The sequence below is a fragment of the Halorubrum sp. SD690R genome (assembly GCF_005435035.1).
Classification (GTDB): Archaea; Halobacteriota; Halobacteria; order Halobacteriales; family Haloferacaceae; genus Halorubrum; species Halorubrum ezzemoulense.
Genome location: NZ_SGTV01000007.1, coordinates 51841 through 67473 on the forward strand (window position 1 = coordinate 51841; position 15633 = coordinate 67473).

At 57.5% G+C, this 15633-nt stretch carries 14 protein-coding genes and 2 pseudogenes; 9 read left to right on the forward strand and 7 right to left on the reverse strand.

What is annotated here, in order from left to right:
• The first annotated feature begins 75 nt into the window (after positions 1–75).
• Positions 76–1113 (forward strand): HAMP domain-containing sensor histidine kinase, encoded by a 1038-nt coding sequence (locus EXE41_RS06115; RefSeq protein WP_137690533.1) that lies wholly within the window; start codon positions 76–78, stop codon positions 1111–1113.
• A gap of 93 nt (positions 1114–1206) precedes the next feature.
• Here EXE41_RS06115 and EXE41_RS06120 read toward each other — a convergent pair whose 3' ends face one another.
• Positions 1207–1779 (reverse strand): response regulator, encoded by a 573-nt coding sequence (locus EXE41_RS06120; protein WP_137690596.1) that lies wholly within the window; start codon positions 1777–1779, stop codon positions 1207–1209.
• Positions 1780–1886: 107 nt separating this feature from the next.
• Here EXE41_RS06120 and EXE41_RS06125 point away from each other — a divergent pair.
• Positions 1887–2087 (forward strand): annotated as a pseudogene (locus EXE41_RS06125) (aldehyde dehydrogenase family protein); the annotation flags it as partial.
• A 93-nt stretch (positions 2088–2180) separates the two neighbouring features.
• Here EXE41_RS06125 and EXE41_RS06130 read toward each other — a convergent pair.
• From EXE41_RS06130 to EXE41_RS06140, 3 genes are all read right to left on the reverse strand, one after another.
• Positions 2181–3854, reverse strand: coding sequence for a hypothetical protein (locus EXE41_RS06130; RefSeq protein WP_137690534.1), 1674 nt, complete (start codon positions 3852–3854; stop codon positions 2181–2183).
• Between the two features lie 260 nt (positions 3855–4114).
• Positions 4115–5005: a DMT family transporter gene (locus EXE41_RS06135; protein ID WP_094521370.1), complete on the reverse strand. Its 891-nt coding sequence runs from the start codon at positions 5003–5005 to the stop codon at positions 4115–4117.
• 190 nt (positions 5006–5195) lie between these two features.
• A complete protein-coding gene (locus tag EXE41_RS06140) occupies positions 5196–6560 on the reverse strand; it encodes a restriction endonuclease (RefSeq protein WP_137690597.1) in 1365 nt (454 codons plus the stop codon).
• Between the two features lie 116 nt (positions 6561–6676).
• Between EXE41_RS06140 and EXE41_RS19875 the strand changes: the two genes are divergently transcribed.
• Positions 6677–6802, forward strand: a complete 126-nt coding sequence (locus EXE41_RS19875; protein ID WP_255509803.1) for a hypothetical protein — start codon at positions 6677–6679, stop codon at positions 6800–6802.
• A gap of 172 nt (positions 6803–6974) precedes the next feature.
• Positions 6975–7403: a desampylase gene (locus EXE41_RS06145; RefSeq protein WP_137690535.1), complete on the forward strand. Its 429-nt coding sequence runs from the start codon at positions 6975–6977 to the stop codon at positions 7401–7403.
• Positions 7404–7547: 144 nt separating this feature from the next.
• On the opposite strand, the gene EXE41_RS06150 is transcribed toward EXE41_RS06145, so the two are convergent.
• The 3 genes and pseudogenes from EXE41_RS06150 to EXE41_RS06160 all read right to left on the reverse strand — a co-directional run bounded on the left by EXE41_RS06150 (position 7548) and on the right by EXE41_RS06160 (position 9253).
• Positions 7548–7769, reverse strand: coding sequence for a hypothetical protein (locus EXE41_RS06150; RefSeq protein ID WP_241987197.1), 222 nt, complete (start codon positions 7767–7769; stop codon positions 7548–7550).
• Positions 7770–7788: 19 nt separating this feature from the next.
• Positions 7789–8330 (reverse strand): annotated as a pseudogene (locus EXE41_RS06155) (zinc ribbon domain-containing protein); the annotation flags it as partial.
• Positions 8276–9253 carry an IS1595 family transposase gene (locus EXE41_RS06160; protein WP_137690536.1) on the reverse strand — a complete coding sequence of 326 codons (978 nt, stop codon included), beginning with the start codon at positions 9251–9253 and terminating at the stop codon, positions 8276–8278. The pseudogene EXE41_RS06155 and the gene EXE41_RS06160, both read right to left, overlap by 55 nt.
• Before the next feature lie 569 nt (positions 9254–9822).
• Here EXE41_RS06160 and EXE41_RS06165 point away from each other — a divergent pair.
• From EXE41_RS06165 to EXE41_RS06185, 5 genes are read left to right on the forward strand one after another with little or no spacing between them, the layout of a single operon-like run.
• Positions 9823–11526 carry an ABC transporter substrate-binding protein gene (locus EXE41_RS06165; protein ID WP_137690537.1) on the forward strand — a complete coding sequence of 568 codons (1704 nt, stop codon included), beginning with the start codon at positions 9823–9825 and terminating at the stop codon, positions 11524–11526.
• Positions 11527–11549: 23 nt separating this feature from the next.
• Positions 11550–12536 carry an ABC transporter permease gene (locus EXE41_RS06170; RefSeq protein WP_094495144.1) on the forward strand — a complete coding sequence of 329 codons (987 nt, stop codon included), beginning with the start codon at positions 11550–11552 and terminating at the stop codon, positions 12534–12536.
• Positions 12537–12570: 34 nt separating this feature from the next.
• Entirely contained in the window at positions 12571–13479 is a 909-nt protein-coding gene (locus tag EXE41_RS06175; RefSeq protein ID WP_094495143.1) for an ABC transporter permease, read from the forward strand.
• A gap of 46 nt (positions 13480–13525) precedes the next feature.
• Entirely contained in the window at positions 13526–14539 is a 1014-nt protein-coding gene (locus tag EXE41_RS06180) for an ABC transporter ATP-binding protein (RefSeq protein ID WP_094495142.1), read from the forward strand.
• Positions 14536–15582, forward strand: a complete 1047-nt coding sequence (locus tag EXE41_RS06185; RefSeq protein WP_094553235.1) for an ABC transporter ATP-binding protein — start codon at positions 14536–14538, stop codon at positions 15580–15582. The genes EXE41_RS06180 and EXE41_RS06185 overlap by 4 nt, the downstream gene beginning before the upstream one ends.
• Positions 15583–15633 lie beyond the last annotated feature (51 nt).

Below are 15633 nucleotides of genomic sequence, written 5' to 3' on the forward strand. Positions count from 1 at the left end.
TCCAACCAGTTACCATGCGTACTCGCACGGAGAAACGGGCGCGGTAACAATGCCAAATAGAGATGTGAGCAACCGATGAGTGATGGTCGTCACACGGCGATTCCGTTACGTGAGTTTCCAGACCCTGCGCTCGCATACACCGTCGACGGTGACGATGCTCGCGTGACCGCCGCAAATGACGCCTTCGAGCGGCAGTTCGAACAGGAGCTGGTGGGCGGACGCGTGTCGACGATATTCGACCGGTTCAACAGCTGCGATACGACCGGTGACCGGGAGCCAGTCTCGCATCTCGTCCGCGGCGATCGGATCGGCATCCGGCTGGACGGATACGGCAACCGAGGCCCGTTCTTCGCTCGCGTAATCCCGTCGGATGACGACACCGGGTACCTGGTGTTTTCAGACCTCCGCGAGTGTCCCGACGAAGGCTATTCACCGGGTGTTGATCAAGTGAGCAGCGTTATCAGCCACGACCTTCGGAACCCGCTCGACGTCGCGAAGGCCCACCTCCGGGCAGCAGAGGAGACCGGCGATCCCGAACACTTCGAGTCGGTCGCAGACGCACACGATCGGATGGAACAGATTATCCGTGATGTCCTAACGCTGACGCGCGACGAGGCTGTCGTTCAACCCACAGAGGAGGTCGCAATCGAGACCGCTGCGAGAGACGCGTGGGAGTCGATCGATACCGAACAGGTCGAACTGACGGTTTCGGAGTCGCTGCCGACGGTTACCGCGGACTCCGATCGGCTCCAACGGTTGTTTGAAAACGTGTTCCGAAATAGCGTTGAACACGGTGTCTCAACCGATGAAACGGGTAGCGAACAAACCACAGAGTCACCAGCAAACAGCCATCCGGGCGCCCGAGGCGAGCAGACAGGCGAGAGCGCGACTGTAGTTGTTCACCCACTGGAAGGGGGGTTTTATGTCGCAGACGACGGCCCGGGAATCCCGCCCGCGAAGCGCGACGTCGTCTTCACTCCCGGATATTCAACGCGGAGTGGTGGAACCGGCCTTGGCCTAGCGATCGTCGACCGAATCGTCGAAGCACACGGCTGGAATCTGACGCTCACAGCAGCGGATGACGGCGGTGCGCGGTTTGAAATCACCTTTTAATTGACGGGGGAGCCACCAGAGGCCTCCTTGACTGGTGTAGTTGGGAGACGAGTCGGGTCAACGATCAGCCCGGGTCGCGGCTCTTGCCGGAGATCAGTACCCTTCGCGCTCAATACCGGTGAACTGATCTAACAACTCGTCTGCGTCGGGAAGTAGCCGACAGATGCGGTCCCGCAAACTGTCGGCCTGCTCGTCAAGCGACGAAAACTGATCGTGGTCCTCGAGACGGTCCTGTGGCAACTCAGCGGCGATAACCGCTCGCTTCGATTCGACTCCGAAGTACTGACCGAGGAGTTCGTATGCGAGGACCTGACACTGCTGGTCGACGGCGGCTCTGATATCTTCACGGTCGACTGGTTTACAGAGGTAGTCGTCGAACGGAAGTTCGAGAAGTTCTAATCCCGGGTCGATGGCGGTCACCATGATAATCCGAGTGTGAATGTCGTGCTCTCGTAGCTCACGGAGGATGTCGTCACCAGATCGATCCGGCATGTGCCGGTCAAGGAGAATTACATCCGGCGGGTCAGACTCGTCGACCGCAGACAACGCCTCGGGACCGCTGTAAGTGACTGTGACATCAGCCACTGCGTCCAGCCGGAGGGCGTACGCGTCGGCGACCTCCTTCTCATCGTCAACGAGCAGCACCCGCGGCCTGTCAACATACATGTCGGCCGTCACGTGGTGTTAGTACTCACTACAGCATTTAATAACCCGGCTTCTAAGACAGTTTCTAGTGGGTGTACACGCCGGGCGACGGTCTGCTTGGTTTCTGAGCCAGCGTTTGGACGCAGGACCGCGACCGCGGTGAACGTGTGGCAAGCCGTATCGACGCGGGCTGCGTGTACGTGAATCAGTTGGTAAAGTCCGACCCACGGGTTCCGTTTGGCGGTGTCAAGGACTCAGGCTATGGCCGGGAACTCTCCGAGGCTGGGATCAAGGAGTTTGTCAATCGCAAAACCGTTTGGATCGAATAACATCGGACAAGTTGGGTAGCGGCTTTTAGGGGTGCCTTCGTCAGGTGGACAGCATGCCGAAGTCAATAGCGCCCACATTACCGAGCCATTTCCCTAACTGCCGAGGGCTTGAGCGGTCGCGTTCTCTGTACCAACGGAGGTGTTCGTGGGTGTCCGTATTTCGAGCGATTCGTCGTCGTACACTCTCATGGTCTCAATTACAGTACCGTTCTCGGCAACTCGTTGGACGATAACCGTCGGCGTCTCCGTAGGCGTCACTGGGTCTGTTTCGGTAGGATTCTCGACCGGTGTCTCGCCAGCGAGGAACTGCGAGATCGCGTCAGTCTCTTCGAACGACTCGACGTTCCCGGACCGTGCGTCTACAAACGCGACGTACGCGATCCCGCTGTTATCTTCGGGGACGACGCGCACTTGCCAATACTCTCGATCGTCGATGACTGTGAGAATGGGTTCGGCTGGCGAAAAGCGGTCCCAGTCTGTCTGTGGCGCTGATTGCCGCACGAGATCTGCTGCTCGCTGTGGGCCGAACAGCGAGTCAGTTGGGATGTAGCGTTCGAAGGTTCCGGTTTGGCCGTCGATTGTCCACAACTCTTGGAGACCCTGTGCGTCGCCGTACGGTTCGACAGCAACAACGTACTGCGGCCCCGACTCAGAGAGAATGAAGAACGGCTGGTCGTTTCCGTCTCCGGGAAGCGGCGCGATCTCGATTTCATCTTCGTGGCTCGTATAGGTGTTGAGGATTCCATTTCGGTACTTCGTTGCCGCGACCGATTGAAGCGCCAGTTTCTCTGGATACAGTTGCTGAGTGTCAAGGATTGGGCTAGCCGCAGCCTCAGAGGGAGAGAGCATGTCGATCGAACCGCTTGGATCAATGACGGCGACGCCTCCCCACTGTGGTGTCGAGTGTGGTAACGGCGTCAAGTGGAATGTGGGCTCAGTGTATGGGACGGTGATGTATTGAGTCTCATTGTGGATGACCATCTTCGGATCACCGTAGTCCACGAGATACGCCTGCGATTTGAGGAGCTTCCAGCGGTAGTTCCGATAAAAGATCGTTCCGACGCCAGTTTCGAGCTCGCCGTCTACGGACCGTACATTCGCCTGCTGAGTTGTCATATCGACAAGGACAGTTCCGGCTTGACGCTTTGTGATCGTGTTAAATAGGCCATCCGGAGCGAGCGGAGCAGCCCAGTAGGGAGTCCCATTCACCACGCTGATATCGGTCTCCCCGACGCGGTACTGCGGCCGGTTGAGTGTGTTCGATGCGTACCGTTCGGCGACCGCTCGCGTGACAATTCGGGGATTGTCGGCGTCAACATCGTCGAGTTGCTCAACAGTAGCCGTCTGGCTCATTGTTTGGTCGCTTAATGTGACGCCAGCGACTGCGTTAGCGACGGGCATCAGCGCGAACGCAGCGATCACGACGACGACTACACCGACACGAAGTGGGGTAATCGTGTGGTCGCTGCTGGAGAGCGTGTTGATGACGGTCTCAACGCGGTCGCCCGCACGTACGGTAACCCACGCCGCGATACTACCAGCAATGATGCCAAGCAACAGTAGCGGCGTCGTATACACCGTGTAGATGAGGCCATGGAGCCACGGCCGGAAGAACCAGCCGACGGCAACAGCAAGAATCCCAACAATGCCAAGCGGAATCCACGGTGGCGCCGACTGGTCTTGATCCGAGTCATCTGATGGCCAGTCGGCCAGATCGGTATCGGAGGGTTGCTCGTCTGAATCATCGGATGGAGGGCGTTCTGACATTCGTATGGGGCGTGAAATTATGATCTCGAACCTTGTATGTATGAGTTGCGAACCAACCCGCAAATTAGGTAGTAACTTCGCCGAATTACGAATTGACACAAATTCTACCAATAAGTAAGATCTTATCCTCGCTTGGGAGGGAGGCGATCCACTCAAAATCGGCTCGTGAGATGATCCTTTGATCGTGTACCGCACTTGCCAACCACTGGGACCCCAGCGAAGTGTTCGGAAGGTCTCCCGAAGTCACCAATCACGCACCACTATGTTCCACGCAATGTCCGCCACTTCGCGGCGACGAACCCTGCCACGATGAACCCGAACCCGGCGACGGTCGCCGGCGTCACTTCCTGCCCAAGCACGAGCCAGCCGGCCAGCGCTGCGAACACGGGGATGACGTACTCAATGAAGCTCATCTCGATGGGTCCGAGGTCGTCGAGTAACGTGAAATAAAGCAAGAAGCCGCCGACGCCAGCAACGGCAGAAAGGTACGCAAGTGCGGCGAGTGCGGACGGGGTCCACGTGGCGGCCGCGAACGATTGACCAGGGACTGCGATCACAGCGGCGTGGAGCACGACGGCGCCAATAGCCATCATCCACGCCTGCGTCGAGAGGAACGGCATCGACGGCGACCTGCTGTGCGTGACGACCGCGGCGACGGCGAACGCAAGTGCGGACGCAAGCACGAGCGACACTCCGAAGACGCTGTCCGCGAGATTCGCGGGGTCGGGATCAGCGATGACGACGACGCCAACGAATCCAAGCACGACGCCGAGTGCGGTGGCAGCGGTAAACTCTTCCTCAGTAGAGACGAGCCGCGTGAGCGCAGGTGTCACCACGGGGACGAGACCCAACAGAACGGCCGCGACACCGCCCGTGACGTACCGCTGGCCCGCGAAGAGGAATGCGTGGTGCGCACCGATTGTGAGCGCGCCACCGACGAGCACATAGACGTAGTCGTCCCGAGTATGGGGACGGATATCCGCATCGGAGGCAACCACAGCGACAAACAACAGTGCGGCAGCGATGTCGAAACGCACGGCCGCAAACGGCACCGCAGGGAGATCAGCCAGGCCGACGTCCGTCGCCATGAACGCGGTTCCCCAGACGGCACACAGAAGCAAGAATCGGCCGGCCGTCCCGTAGCGACTCATTCACGAGGAGGTCGCCGCCAACAGCAAAATATCCGTCGGACCGCGCCAACTCTCGAGTGACCCGATGCGCCTAGCGACGGCGTCGACTGCGAAGTAGATGTAGACAAACAGACCTCAACGCTGGGTTAGCGCCCATCAGGGCTTCTAGGGTGATATAAATACCACCAGTCTAGGTGATCAGCAAGCCCGTTCAGATGACCCCGCCGATAACGAGCAGTCCAATGATGAGCAGCAGCGCCGCGACCACGCTGCCGCCCGCCAGTAACGGGTTCTCCATCGCCTTCTCGTGAAGTGGCATCTCGGCGTATTCCTCGCGGAACGTCTCGAGATTCTGTTCGCCGTAGAAGTACTTCGGCTTCAACGCGAACCGTTCGGTCACCGCACAGCCCGTACAGACCGGCTCACCTTCCACCCGTTCGGTCTCGATGTGGCTGCGGCAGGCGATCGCCCCGCAGTTCGGACAGTAGGTGTAGGTCTCGTCGATACCGCTCGTCTCGCAGTGGACGCACCGATGAATCCCGTCCTCCAAGGTGACCCGTGAAGGGCCAGCAGCATAGTATTCGTACGGATACGAATACTCTTGCAGCTCGGTCGTCTGCCGAACCTCAGGGAGATACACCGGCTCGATCGATTGCACAGAGATATCCGAGAGATTCGGCTTACACGTCTTGTTGTAGGTGACGTTGTTGTCGCCGGTATAGGTCACCGTCGTCGTGTGATAGTCCTGAAGCCGGTCAACAGCCCACTCCTTGTACTCTGTTTGGGTCTGCCCAAATCGGCGCTCCTCGACGTCGTCGAATACCTCGGTTAACTGTCCAATATCGAGGGGGACCGCCGCGTGGAAGTTCTCGATGACTAGCGTCGCGACATCGTCGTCGGCCACCTTCGGATGTCCACGGTCAGCGTGGACGACGAACTGTGTGCGATCGTTGATCCGGTGGATGACGCCTACCGATGTCTCGAAGACAGCGTTCGTGTCCGCGGTGACCGCAACCACCGGGCGGAACGTCACCGTCGAATGTGGCTCCGGAGGGTCGGCGGCCTCGATGTTCTCGATGTCACGGAACCTCTCCTTGACGGGGGCGTCGACATCTGTTGCCGGATCGTAGGGACGTAGCGTCTCGTCACAGAGAATCTCAATGCGACCGTTATAGAGATCAAGCCCGATCTCGTCGGCGATCTCCCGGAGAGCCTCGCCGTCGAGCAACTCGATTGGGTGGGGGTCGTCGTTCTGTTGGAGTCGGTTTGTGTACTCCTGCGCAGGGTCCGTGAACCGGCCAGTCGTGACGACCATTCCGCGTTTGGGGCCGTCAAAGTCGAACGTCGCGATCGCCGAGTGGAGCTTCTGGACGACTGGCCGCCCGACCGTCCCCGTGTGCTTACACTCGACGACGATTGCTCTCCGTGTTCCGTCGATGACTTCCTCCATCAGGACATCTCGGCCCTCGTCAGCTGTCTTCTCAGCTTGGCGGACGTTCTCGTAGCCGAGGTTGCGGAAGACATCTTCTATCAGGTCCTCGAACTCGAACCCCGAGAGGTCGTCCAGTATAGCCATCCGACTGTGATTAGACAGTATCTTGTTATAACGCCTCTGTACGCGCACAGTCAGCAGAATCTCACCGTGATCCAAGCCGCACTCGCCTACGACGAGGCCAGCCACCAGCTCGCGGTATGAACAGGGACGACGGTGCCGGCGAGTTCGATCCGATCTGTCTCCCGGCGCTTCAGTGTATTCGTGACTGCTGGCTCGAACCCGAATCGCTCGTCGGCGACGACTACGAGATTATCACGTTCTAAACGGTTCGGCGCGCTCACCCGACACAACGCTGACTCGGAGACGACGTCAACTCCGCGAACAGCACCCCTATTTTTGCGTACGTCACGTCCTCAATGACCGCCGGTTCTCCTGACTCGCCTCCCCTCTTGCCGGTCGGAACGGACTTATCCGGACATCAGGCTATCTCAGGGTATGATCGAACTCACGCGGGCAGCGTACGATGACATCGTGTATCGGGCGTACAAAGGCAGCGAGGCAGAGATCTGTGGCGTGCTCGCTGGTGAACACGGCACTGACGGTGACAAGAGCGTCGTCACAGGGACGTACGCCGCTGAGAACGTCGCGGAAACACCAGAGATCCGCTACCTGATCGACCCCGAAGAGCAGCTTGAGCTGATTGAGACCGTTGAGGAGGCGGGTCTTGACGTGGTCGGGTTCTACCACTCGCACCCGACCGGACCGGCGCACCCGAGCGAGACGGACGCCGCACAGGCCACGTGGCCGGACCACTCGTATGTCATTTGCGCACTTGACGGCTACCCCTTCGTCGGCTCGTGGCGGTGGCGCGACAACGAAGAGGCGTTCGAACAGGAGACCGTCTCGATCCGAACCGAGCGCTGAACGAACCCCGCAGACGGCGAGTATTCTCACAGCACTCGGCACGCGGTCGCTCAACGGGAAACGGCGAGACCGGCGCTACGAACCATCCGCGTCTCGGAAACTCCCCGGTTCGCGTCGCCCCAAACCGGGTCGGAGGGAAGCCTCTTACTCGATCGCTTCGATCTCCGGTTCGGCGTCGCCACCAGCGTCGATCGCGCAGGATGCCGTGTACTCCACGTCGCGGACGGACTCGATGGCCGGGTCATCGCCGCAGACCGGGCAGTCGTCCTGCTTGGGGATCTCGACCTTGTCGAACTCCATGTCGAGGGCGTCGGAGAACAGCATCGACCCGTCGAGGGTCTCGCCTTTGCCGATAAGGTGTGTCAACTACCCCACCCTACTTCGCTCACTCTGAGGGGTTCGCTCGTGGAGAGTGGGGCTTGTCCATGAACTCGGCCTCGAACCCATCCGGGTAGGCGGTGAATCCGCCACTCGGCGTCACTGTTCCAGACTTTAGGGCATGCTGACTATTGCCCGTCCAGCGAGACGACTGTTGGCCCCGACGGACATACCACATCCAGGTGTTCTTCGCCGCGTTGTAGTCCGCGTTCGCTTCCGACTCGCACTTCACGCACCGGAAATCGGTGCGGGTCGCGCGATTCTCCTCAGCTGTGAAGCCACACTCGGCGCACCGCTGTGACGTGTACGGTGGCCCGACTTGCTTCACTGAGATACCTTTCGCTTCGGATTTATACGCCACTTTCTCGTACAGCGCTCGGAACGCCCGCTTGTGACCCCACACGCACCTGTGCGATCGCGGATGTGGGTTAGGTTCTCGAAGGCTATCACGTCGGACTCATATCGGAGGGCTTCGTCCACGATAGCGTTCGCTCTTATGTAGAACTTCGGAAAGCCCCCATAACAAGGCAGTCGATAGTGATATCGACGGATGCGCCTGTGAGATTCAGCGATCTAATGATCCCGAATGTATGAGCGGCCTGTTCCAAGCCTTGCTTGGACAGGCCGCGGAACTTCCGCAGCCACGGTTGAACAAGCGAAAACAGACATTCTGCCTGATTAACATGGACTCCGTCAGGCGATACGTACCTCTCTTTGTGGACGACCGTTCGGTGATCCCGATCCATCTCGCGGTACGCTTGGAGTCCATCTGTCCAGACCTCTCCCAGCGGCTGGGAGAGGTCTTCAGCTTCCTGAATCACTGGCTCAAGATCGCCTTCGTAGTCGATCCCACGCTGTCCGCGAATCACACGAAGCGAGTCGCGGCACGCCGCGACGAGCGTCAGTTGGTCACCGTGACGCCCTCGCCAGCGTGATCGGCCAGTGCGCGACGAGCCGCCGCGAGAACGGCTGTTTCGCGGCGGCTCTTGACCTTTGTAGCCAGAACAGACTTTGCCAGATTCGTCGACCTGTGTCGGTCCATCGATGGTCTGGTTAAACAGTTCCCAGGTGAGGGGGAAGCCGCGCTGAACCGCGGCTTCCGCCTCCCGAATCGCCGTGTGAACGGTTTTGTAAGCGCGACCGAGCAGCGGCGCAATTTGGTTGATACTCAGCAGCGTATCTGCGTAGAGAGTGAAAGCGAGAAGCACCTCACCACAGGAGAGGTGCTTCTCGTGAAATGGCGTTCCATGGGTGTATACTGGCTTAAATTCGCAATTACGACACCGAACTCGGTCGTGATTCTCCCACGTCATAATGCTCTGGTGACCGCAGCGAGGACAGGATGTATTCTCCCAGAACTGCTTGAGCCGCCGCTCGATGCGCGCATCGAGCGGCTCGGTGTTGATCTCGATAACTCCGAGCTCGATTAGCTGCCGAAACATCCCGCCGAACGCTGACTCAGTGGAAGACATATCGCCAGATTAGAACTGTCTGAGTGTAATTATACGGGCTTTCCGTGTTTCTACATAAGAGCGAATTTCTCCACTACTTGCGAATGCCGGCAACTCCGGTACCCGTGTCTCCGCGAGTGCTTGCCGAATTTGCGACCGATCCTAGCCAAGCGGTGCTAGCACATTTTCGACAGCGCGGACAAGTTGCGTCTCCTAATCGACGGCGCGGCGCTCTCAGACTTCCGGAAAAGACTGTGCTCGTAGCCCACTCGAACTCAGTCACCAGATAGGTAGTAGTGGTCAGCTGGTTCCAAGGCCGCTTCCAGAGTGGGTATGACATTTCGTTATCAAATAAATCAAGAATCTGTTGTTTTTCCTTGTCTGCTGGTCCAACCTGATCTCACCAGTATGGATCTATCGATGTGAACTCTTCATACGACAGCAGGCACAGTACTCAGAGGTATTCAGCATTCACAACTACCTTTAACAGGTATGCTATACATCGCTCTATTGAGTGACAGTGTGTAACAACCAGGCCAAATTCACTCAAAACACGACCAACGTTACCACTCCAAAACACAACTAATACTATGAAAAATGACATAAACGAAAAGATAAGTCTTGATCGCCGTCGCTTCTTGCAAGCGACGAGTGCGAGTACCGTCACGGCGATGCTGGCCGGCTGTTCCGGTAGCCCAAGCGGCGATGGTACAGGGACAAACAACGGCACGACTGAGAGCGACGGGAGTGACGGAAGTGATGGGAGCAGCACCACCGATGACGAGCTTTCTGTCATCTGGCCTGGCGGAGTAAACAACATCAACCCACTCGGATGGCTCACCATTCCGGACTACGACGCCGCTCGGATGATGTACGAGCCGTTAACAAGTGTTGATGGCGAGGGACAGGCCATTGGTCATGTCGCAAAAAGCTGGGAAACATCTGAAGATGGTGCCAGTTACACGTGGACAATTCAGGAAGGGATTACATGGCACGATGGTGAGCCTCTGACCGCAGAGGATGTCGCCTTCACTTTCCGCTCGATCAAAGAGTACGACTGGCCCTACCTCGGCTCTCTGTCGAGTGTGATAGCAGATCCCGATCAAATCACCGTTGAAGACGAATACACGGTTACAACCCCATTGACCCAGCCGTATGCGGCGTTACCACTGGTGCTCGCCGATCTGGGGCTGGTTATTCCGAAGCACATTTGGTCGGAGTTCGACAATCCCACCGAGGCTTCGAATACAGAAGATCCAATCGGAAGCGGGCCATTCGTCTTTGAAAACCGCGAGCAGGATCAGTTCATCAACTTCTCAGTTGACGACGAGTACTGGGGCGAGGTGCCTGACTACGATAGCGTCAGAATAGAGATTATTGCCTCGACAGACTCGCAGGTGCTGACGATGAAGGAGGGGAGTGGTGACATGTTGCGCCTCCAGCCTGGACAGTATGTCGAGGAAATAGAGAGCGCGAACAATCTGGAGGTAGTCGAAGGCGGATCAACGTACGTCACGTACCTCGGAATCAACACCAACCGTGAGCCACTCTCGGACGAAGCGCTCCGAAAGGCAATGGCATACGCGGTTGACCGCGACACTGTCGCTGAGCTCGTCAACGCGGGCTATGCTACGCCGGGTTACTCGCCGGTCCCACCGGGACTGGAGTTTTACCACAACTCGGAGACAAGCAGCTACGCCCACAATCAAGAACAGGCCCGCAGTATCCTGTCGGAGAACGGGTACGAGCAACAGGGTAACAGCCGAGTGATGCCGAGCGGTGACCCGCTGGAACTTGTCCTCTCAATCCAGAACACGGGGAACTGGCCTCGGATCGCAGAAGTGCTCTCCCGTCAACTTGGTGAGGTTGGCATCTCTGTTGAGGTTAATTCAATGGAGTCCAACTCCCACACCCAGAAGGTCTCGGTCGAACAGGACTACGATCTCACGCTCAACACTTGGCGTGTCTGGTTCGACCCCGACCCGTTCCTCTCGCCGGTGTTCGAGGAGGAAGGGACGCTCAATACTAGTCAGTACCACAATGAACAGTTCGACGAACTGATGAGACAGCAACGCCGGGCAACTGACCCTGAGAAGCGTCAAGAGTACCTTTATGATGCACAGGAGATCCTCGTCGACGAACTCCCGTGGGTCGTACTCTACTATCCACAACTGCTCCACGGTATTCGATCCAGTGCTTGGGAGAGTACTAATCCGATTCCCCGCTACGGAATGCAGAGCCCCTACGGGCATGAACCCGGGAGCGGCCCGATGGTCCAGCTCGATCCCAAGTAGCTCATAATCTCCTTTTTCAACGAATGGCAAACACATCTTCGAAGAAAGCGTACATCGCCACACGGGTCCGTAATTATCTCGCGGCGTTCGCCGCTATCCTTACAGTGAATTTCGCGATCCCACGAGTGATGCCTGGCGACCCGACGACACGGTTTGTCGGTCCCGGGTTCACTGAGGCGGCACGTCAACAACTGTTACAGGAGTTCGGGCTGAACAAGCCTGTCTGGGAGCAGTTTCTGCTCTACTTGTCAAACACCTTCACCGGCGACTTCGGCGTCTCGTTCGCCCGTTACCCGACTCCCGTCATAGATCTCATTATTGAGCGATTGCCACGGACGCTGTACCTGATGGGTGCGAGTGTTACTATCAGCGTCGTTGTGGGGATTCCGCTCGGTGCGTTCGCAGCTTGGAACTTTGGCGAGCGCGAAGATCTATTTGTCACCCAGTCTTCGCTATTCTTCCGGTCGATTCCGACGTTCTGGCTCGCAATTCTCCTTGTATTCGTCTTCGGGTACGTTATCCCGTGGTTCCCAATTTCGGGTGCGACAAGTAGCGCCACTCACCCCTCGTTTTTCGCGTATTTCGTTGACCTATCATACCACACAGTGCTCCCCGTGGTGACCATGTCTGCGTACTTCCTCGCAGGATACACCTTCCTGATGCGCGGGAGTTTACTCGATATCCTCCCGGAGAACTACATCAAGATTGCCGAGAGCAAGGGTCTCTCTGAGCGACAGGTGCTGTTCGGCCATGCTGTCCCGCCAGCATTCCCTCCAGTATTAACTCAACTCGGTTTTCAGATCGGTCGGCTTGCCGGAGGTGCGGTGCTAGTCGAAACTGTGTTCAGCTACCCCGGCATGGGGCAGCTAATGTTTGAGGCGGTGTTAGCCCGCGACTACCCAGTTATCCAAGCAACGTTCTTTTTCCTTGCCGTCATGGTACTCGGGTCGATGTTCCTCGCGGAGATTTTGTACACGATCATCGACCCTCGGATCGGAGGTGGCGAATGAACCAACAACACAGCTTCCACATTGAGGTGTACAGATGAGTACGGCTGAGGAGACTGCCGGCGGAAACCAAAACAGACGTGTGGACCGGTTCCGGCAGTTCACACGTGCGTTCCTGACGAACCGGAAGGGCCTCCTCGGAACGGTGTTGCTGGGAACCATCGTGTTCATCAGCATCACGGCTCCCCTGATCGCGCCGTACGATCCGGAGGCCTACGGGGTCGGACCGGCGCTAGCAGCCCCATCAGTCGAACACTTGTTCGGCACCGACGACTTAGGACGGGATGTTCTTTCCCGCTTCCTCTACGGTGGCCGAATATCATTGCTGGTGGGCGTCACTAGTGGTGTTGTCGCAACGCTTGTCGCGACGCTGATTGGTGTCCCAGCCGGCTATTACCGCGGTCGCATCGGTCGCTGGATCACGACGGCCATCGACATGAGCCTCGTGTTTCCACCATTCGTGCTGGTCGTCGTCTTCGCCGCGTACGCAGGTAGCAGCGTTTGGAACATCATCCTGATCCTATCGTTGCTCTCGTGGCCGATCCCAGCCCGGACAATCAAAGCAAAGACGCTCAGTGTCCGTGAGAACGACTTCGTTGAGTCGACTGAGGCGCTTGGTGCGTCTGATCTCCGCATTATGCGGCAGGAGGTCCTTCCGAACATATTACCGGTTGTGTTCGCGAACGGTATTCTTCAGATGGTGTACACTATTCTGATGGAGGCTGCGATTGGTTTCCTCGGACTGGGTGACACCGCTCGTATCTCTTGGGGTACGATGCTCTACTTCGCACAGAAACAGGCCGCTCTGAGCAGTGGTGCTTGGTGGTGGATGATTCTCCCCGGGTTTGGTATCGTGCTGGCAGCGTTTAGCTTCATCCTCGTCGGGAGCGCACTCGATGAGGTACTCAATCCGCGTCTCCAGCGGCGGACCTGGGGTGACGATTGATGGCCCGAGATGAACTGCTAACAAACGAATCACACACCCGATACTTATGAGCAAACAGAGACAGGAGCGATCAACTGGGACTGACAACACACTACTGTCGGTTCGGAACCTCTCGACGTACTACAGTGAAGACGAGGCCGACACCCCCGTACGGGCCGTCGACGGTGTCGACTTTGAGATCGCTCGCGGGGAGACGTATGGACTAGTGGGTGAATCCGGGTGCGGAAAGTCGACGCTGGGATTGAGTCTTGTTCGGGCGCTTCCGCCGCAGGGAGACATCGTTGATGGAGAAATTCTGTTTGAGGGCCGAGAGATCGGACAACTACCCAAATCAGAAGTAAAGGACATTCAATGGGCCGATATCTCAATGATTTATCAGGGCGCCCAGAATGCGTTCAACCCTGTCAAAACTGTTGGTGACCAGATTAGAGAGCCACTTCGCGTCCACGATATCGTTCCGAAAACTGAGCGAGAGAGCCGTGTCCGCGAATTGTTGGAGAAAGTCAATCTCCAAGCTGATGTGGCAGAGCAGTATCCCTACGAACTCTCTGGTGGAATGAAACAACGGGCCGCCATCGCGATGGCGATCGCCTGTGAACCGGACCTACTGATCGCTGACGAGCCGACGACGGCACTTGACGTGATTGTACAGGCAGAGGTACTCAATATGCTCCAGCGGCTACAAGAGGAGTTGAACTTCGGGATGCTCGTCATCTCGCATAACCTTGCGGCCATTATGAAGCTCTCGGACCGGATTGGGGTGATGTACGGGGGCAAGATCGTTGAGAACGCACCTGCCGAAGCGCTGTACGACGCGCCGAAGCATCCTTACACCGCGCTGTTGCTACAGAGTCTCATCGACCCTCGACGGCCGCCGGATCAAGTTGAGACAATCGATGGCACCCCACCTGACCTCCGGGACCCACCAAGTGGCTGCCGGTTTGCTGAACGGTGTGAACTGGCCACCCGACAATGTGAGACTGACGAGCCGCCGATGGAACCGGTGGGAGATGGACATAAGGCAGCTTGCTTCCACCATGAAGAGGTGTCTGATTTATGAGCTCTGAGTTCACTACAGCGCAGAAGGACACGAGTGAAGATCCGGTACTCGAAGTGCGGAACCTGGAAAAACACTACGTCAAAAGCGCAGGTTGGATCGAGTCGCTGTTCACAGACGACGAGCGGGTCCGCGCCGTGGATGGTGTGAGTATCTCGATCGACAAGGGAGAGATCTTCTCTGTCGTCGGTGAGTCCGGATGTGGAAAAACCACTCTCGGCAAAACCTTACTTCGTGTGATCGAACCGACTGCCGGCGAAATTCGGTTTAACGGGACAGACCTCGCCTCGCTGTCAGACAGTGAGATGCAGACTATGCGTCAGCATCTTCAGATCGTGTATCAAGACCCGTTCGAGGCGCTCAATCCTAAGCGGACTGTCTGGGGACTGTTGTGTCAACCCATGGAGATCCACGGGATTACCGACTATCAAGAGCAGCGCGACCGGATCCACCGGGCACTTACCGACGTAAATCTCCTTCCTGTCACCGACTTCCTTGATCGCTACCCGGAGGAGCTCAGTGGCGGGCAACTCCAGCGTGTGCTGTTTGCGCGAGCGCTGGTGCTTGATCCTGAGTTCATTGTTGCTGATGAGCCTTCGAGCATGCTCGACGCAAGTGTTCGTGCACGTGTGCTGGATCTTATTGATGAACTTCGCGACGAGCGGAACATCTCGTTTTTTATCATCACTCACGACATCGGCGCAGCTAGGTACCTGAGCGATCGTATTGGCGTGATGTACCTCGGTCGGATTGTCGAGATGGGTGATGCCAATGCGATTGTTGATGATCCGAAACACCCCTACTCGAAGGCGCTCGTTGAGAGTATTCCTTCGCCGGACCCGCGGGAGCCGTTAGAGAGTTCGAAAATTGGCTCCGAGGTACCTGAGCCGATCGATCTTCCCAGTGGCTGCCGCTTTCATCCACGCTGTCCGATCGCAACTGAACACTGCCGCCAAGTCGATCCTGAGTGGCGTGAAGTGCCTACAGAGGAAGACGACGAACGCATGACCGAGTGTCACGAGGTCGAACCAAAACAGACCCGATGAACGACCACAAGTCCGACGACCTGTGACGTCCGGTTTCTTCCACTGTGTGCC

Excerpts from the sequence above, each read along its gene's own strand:
- EXE41_RS06170 (WP_094495144.1), top strand. The coding sequence starts at position 11,550 with ATGGCAAACACATCTTCGAAGAAAGCGTACATCGCCACACGGGTCCGT.
- EXE41_RS06185 (WP_094553235.1), top strand. The coding sequence starts at position 14,536 with ATGAGCTCTGAGTTCACTACAGCGCAGAAGGACACGAGTGAAGATCCG.
- EXE41_RS06165 (WP_137690537.1), top strand. The coding sequence starts at position 9,823 with ATGAAAAATGACATAAACGAAAAGATAAGTCTTGATCGCCGTCGCTTC.
- EXE41_RS06175 (WP_094495143.1), top strand. The coding sequence starts at position 12,571 with ATGAGTACGGCTGAGGAGACTGCCGGCGGAAACCAAAACAGACGTGTG.
- EXE41_RS06140 (WP_137690597.1), bottom strand. The coding sequence starts at position 6,560 with ATGGCTATACTGGACGACCTCTCGGGGTTCGAGTTCGAGGACCTGATA.
- EXE41_RS06160 (WP_137690536.1), bottom strand. The coding sequence starts at position 9,253 with ATGTCTTCCACTGAGTCAGCGTTCGGCGGGATGTTTCGGCAGCTAATC.
- EXE41_RS06145 (WP_137690535.1), top strand. The coding sequence starts at position 6,975 with ATGATCGAACTCACGCGGGCAGCGTACGATGACATCGTGTATCGGGCG.
- EXE41_RS06135 (WP_094521370.1), bottom strand. The coding sequence starts at position 5,005 with ATGAGTCGCTACGGGACGGCCGGCCGATTCTTGCTTCTGTGTGCCGTC.
- EXE41_RS06180 (WP_094495142.1), top strand. The coding sequence starts at position 13,526 with ATGAGCAAACAGAGACAGGAGCGATCAACTGGGACTGACAACACACTA.
- EXE41_RS19875 (WP_255509803.1), top strand. The coding sequence starts at position 6,677 with ATGAACAGGGACGACGGTGCCGGCGAGTTCGATCCGATCTGTCTCCCG.
- EXE41_RS06120 (WP_137690596.1), bottom strand. The coding sequence starts at position 1,779 with ATGTATGTTGACAGGCCGCGGGTGCTGCTCGTTGACGATGAGAAGGAG.
- EXE41_RS06115 (WP_137690533.1), top strand. The coding sequence starts at position 76 with ATGAGTGATGGTCGTCACACGGCGATTCCGTTACGTGAGTTTCCAGAC.
- EXE41_RS06130 (WP_137690534.1), bottom strand. The coding sequence starts at position 3,854 with ATGTCAGAACGCCCTCCATCCGATGATTCAGACGAGCAACCCTCCGAT.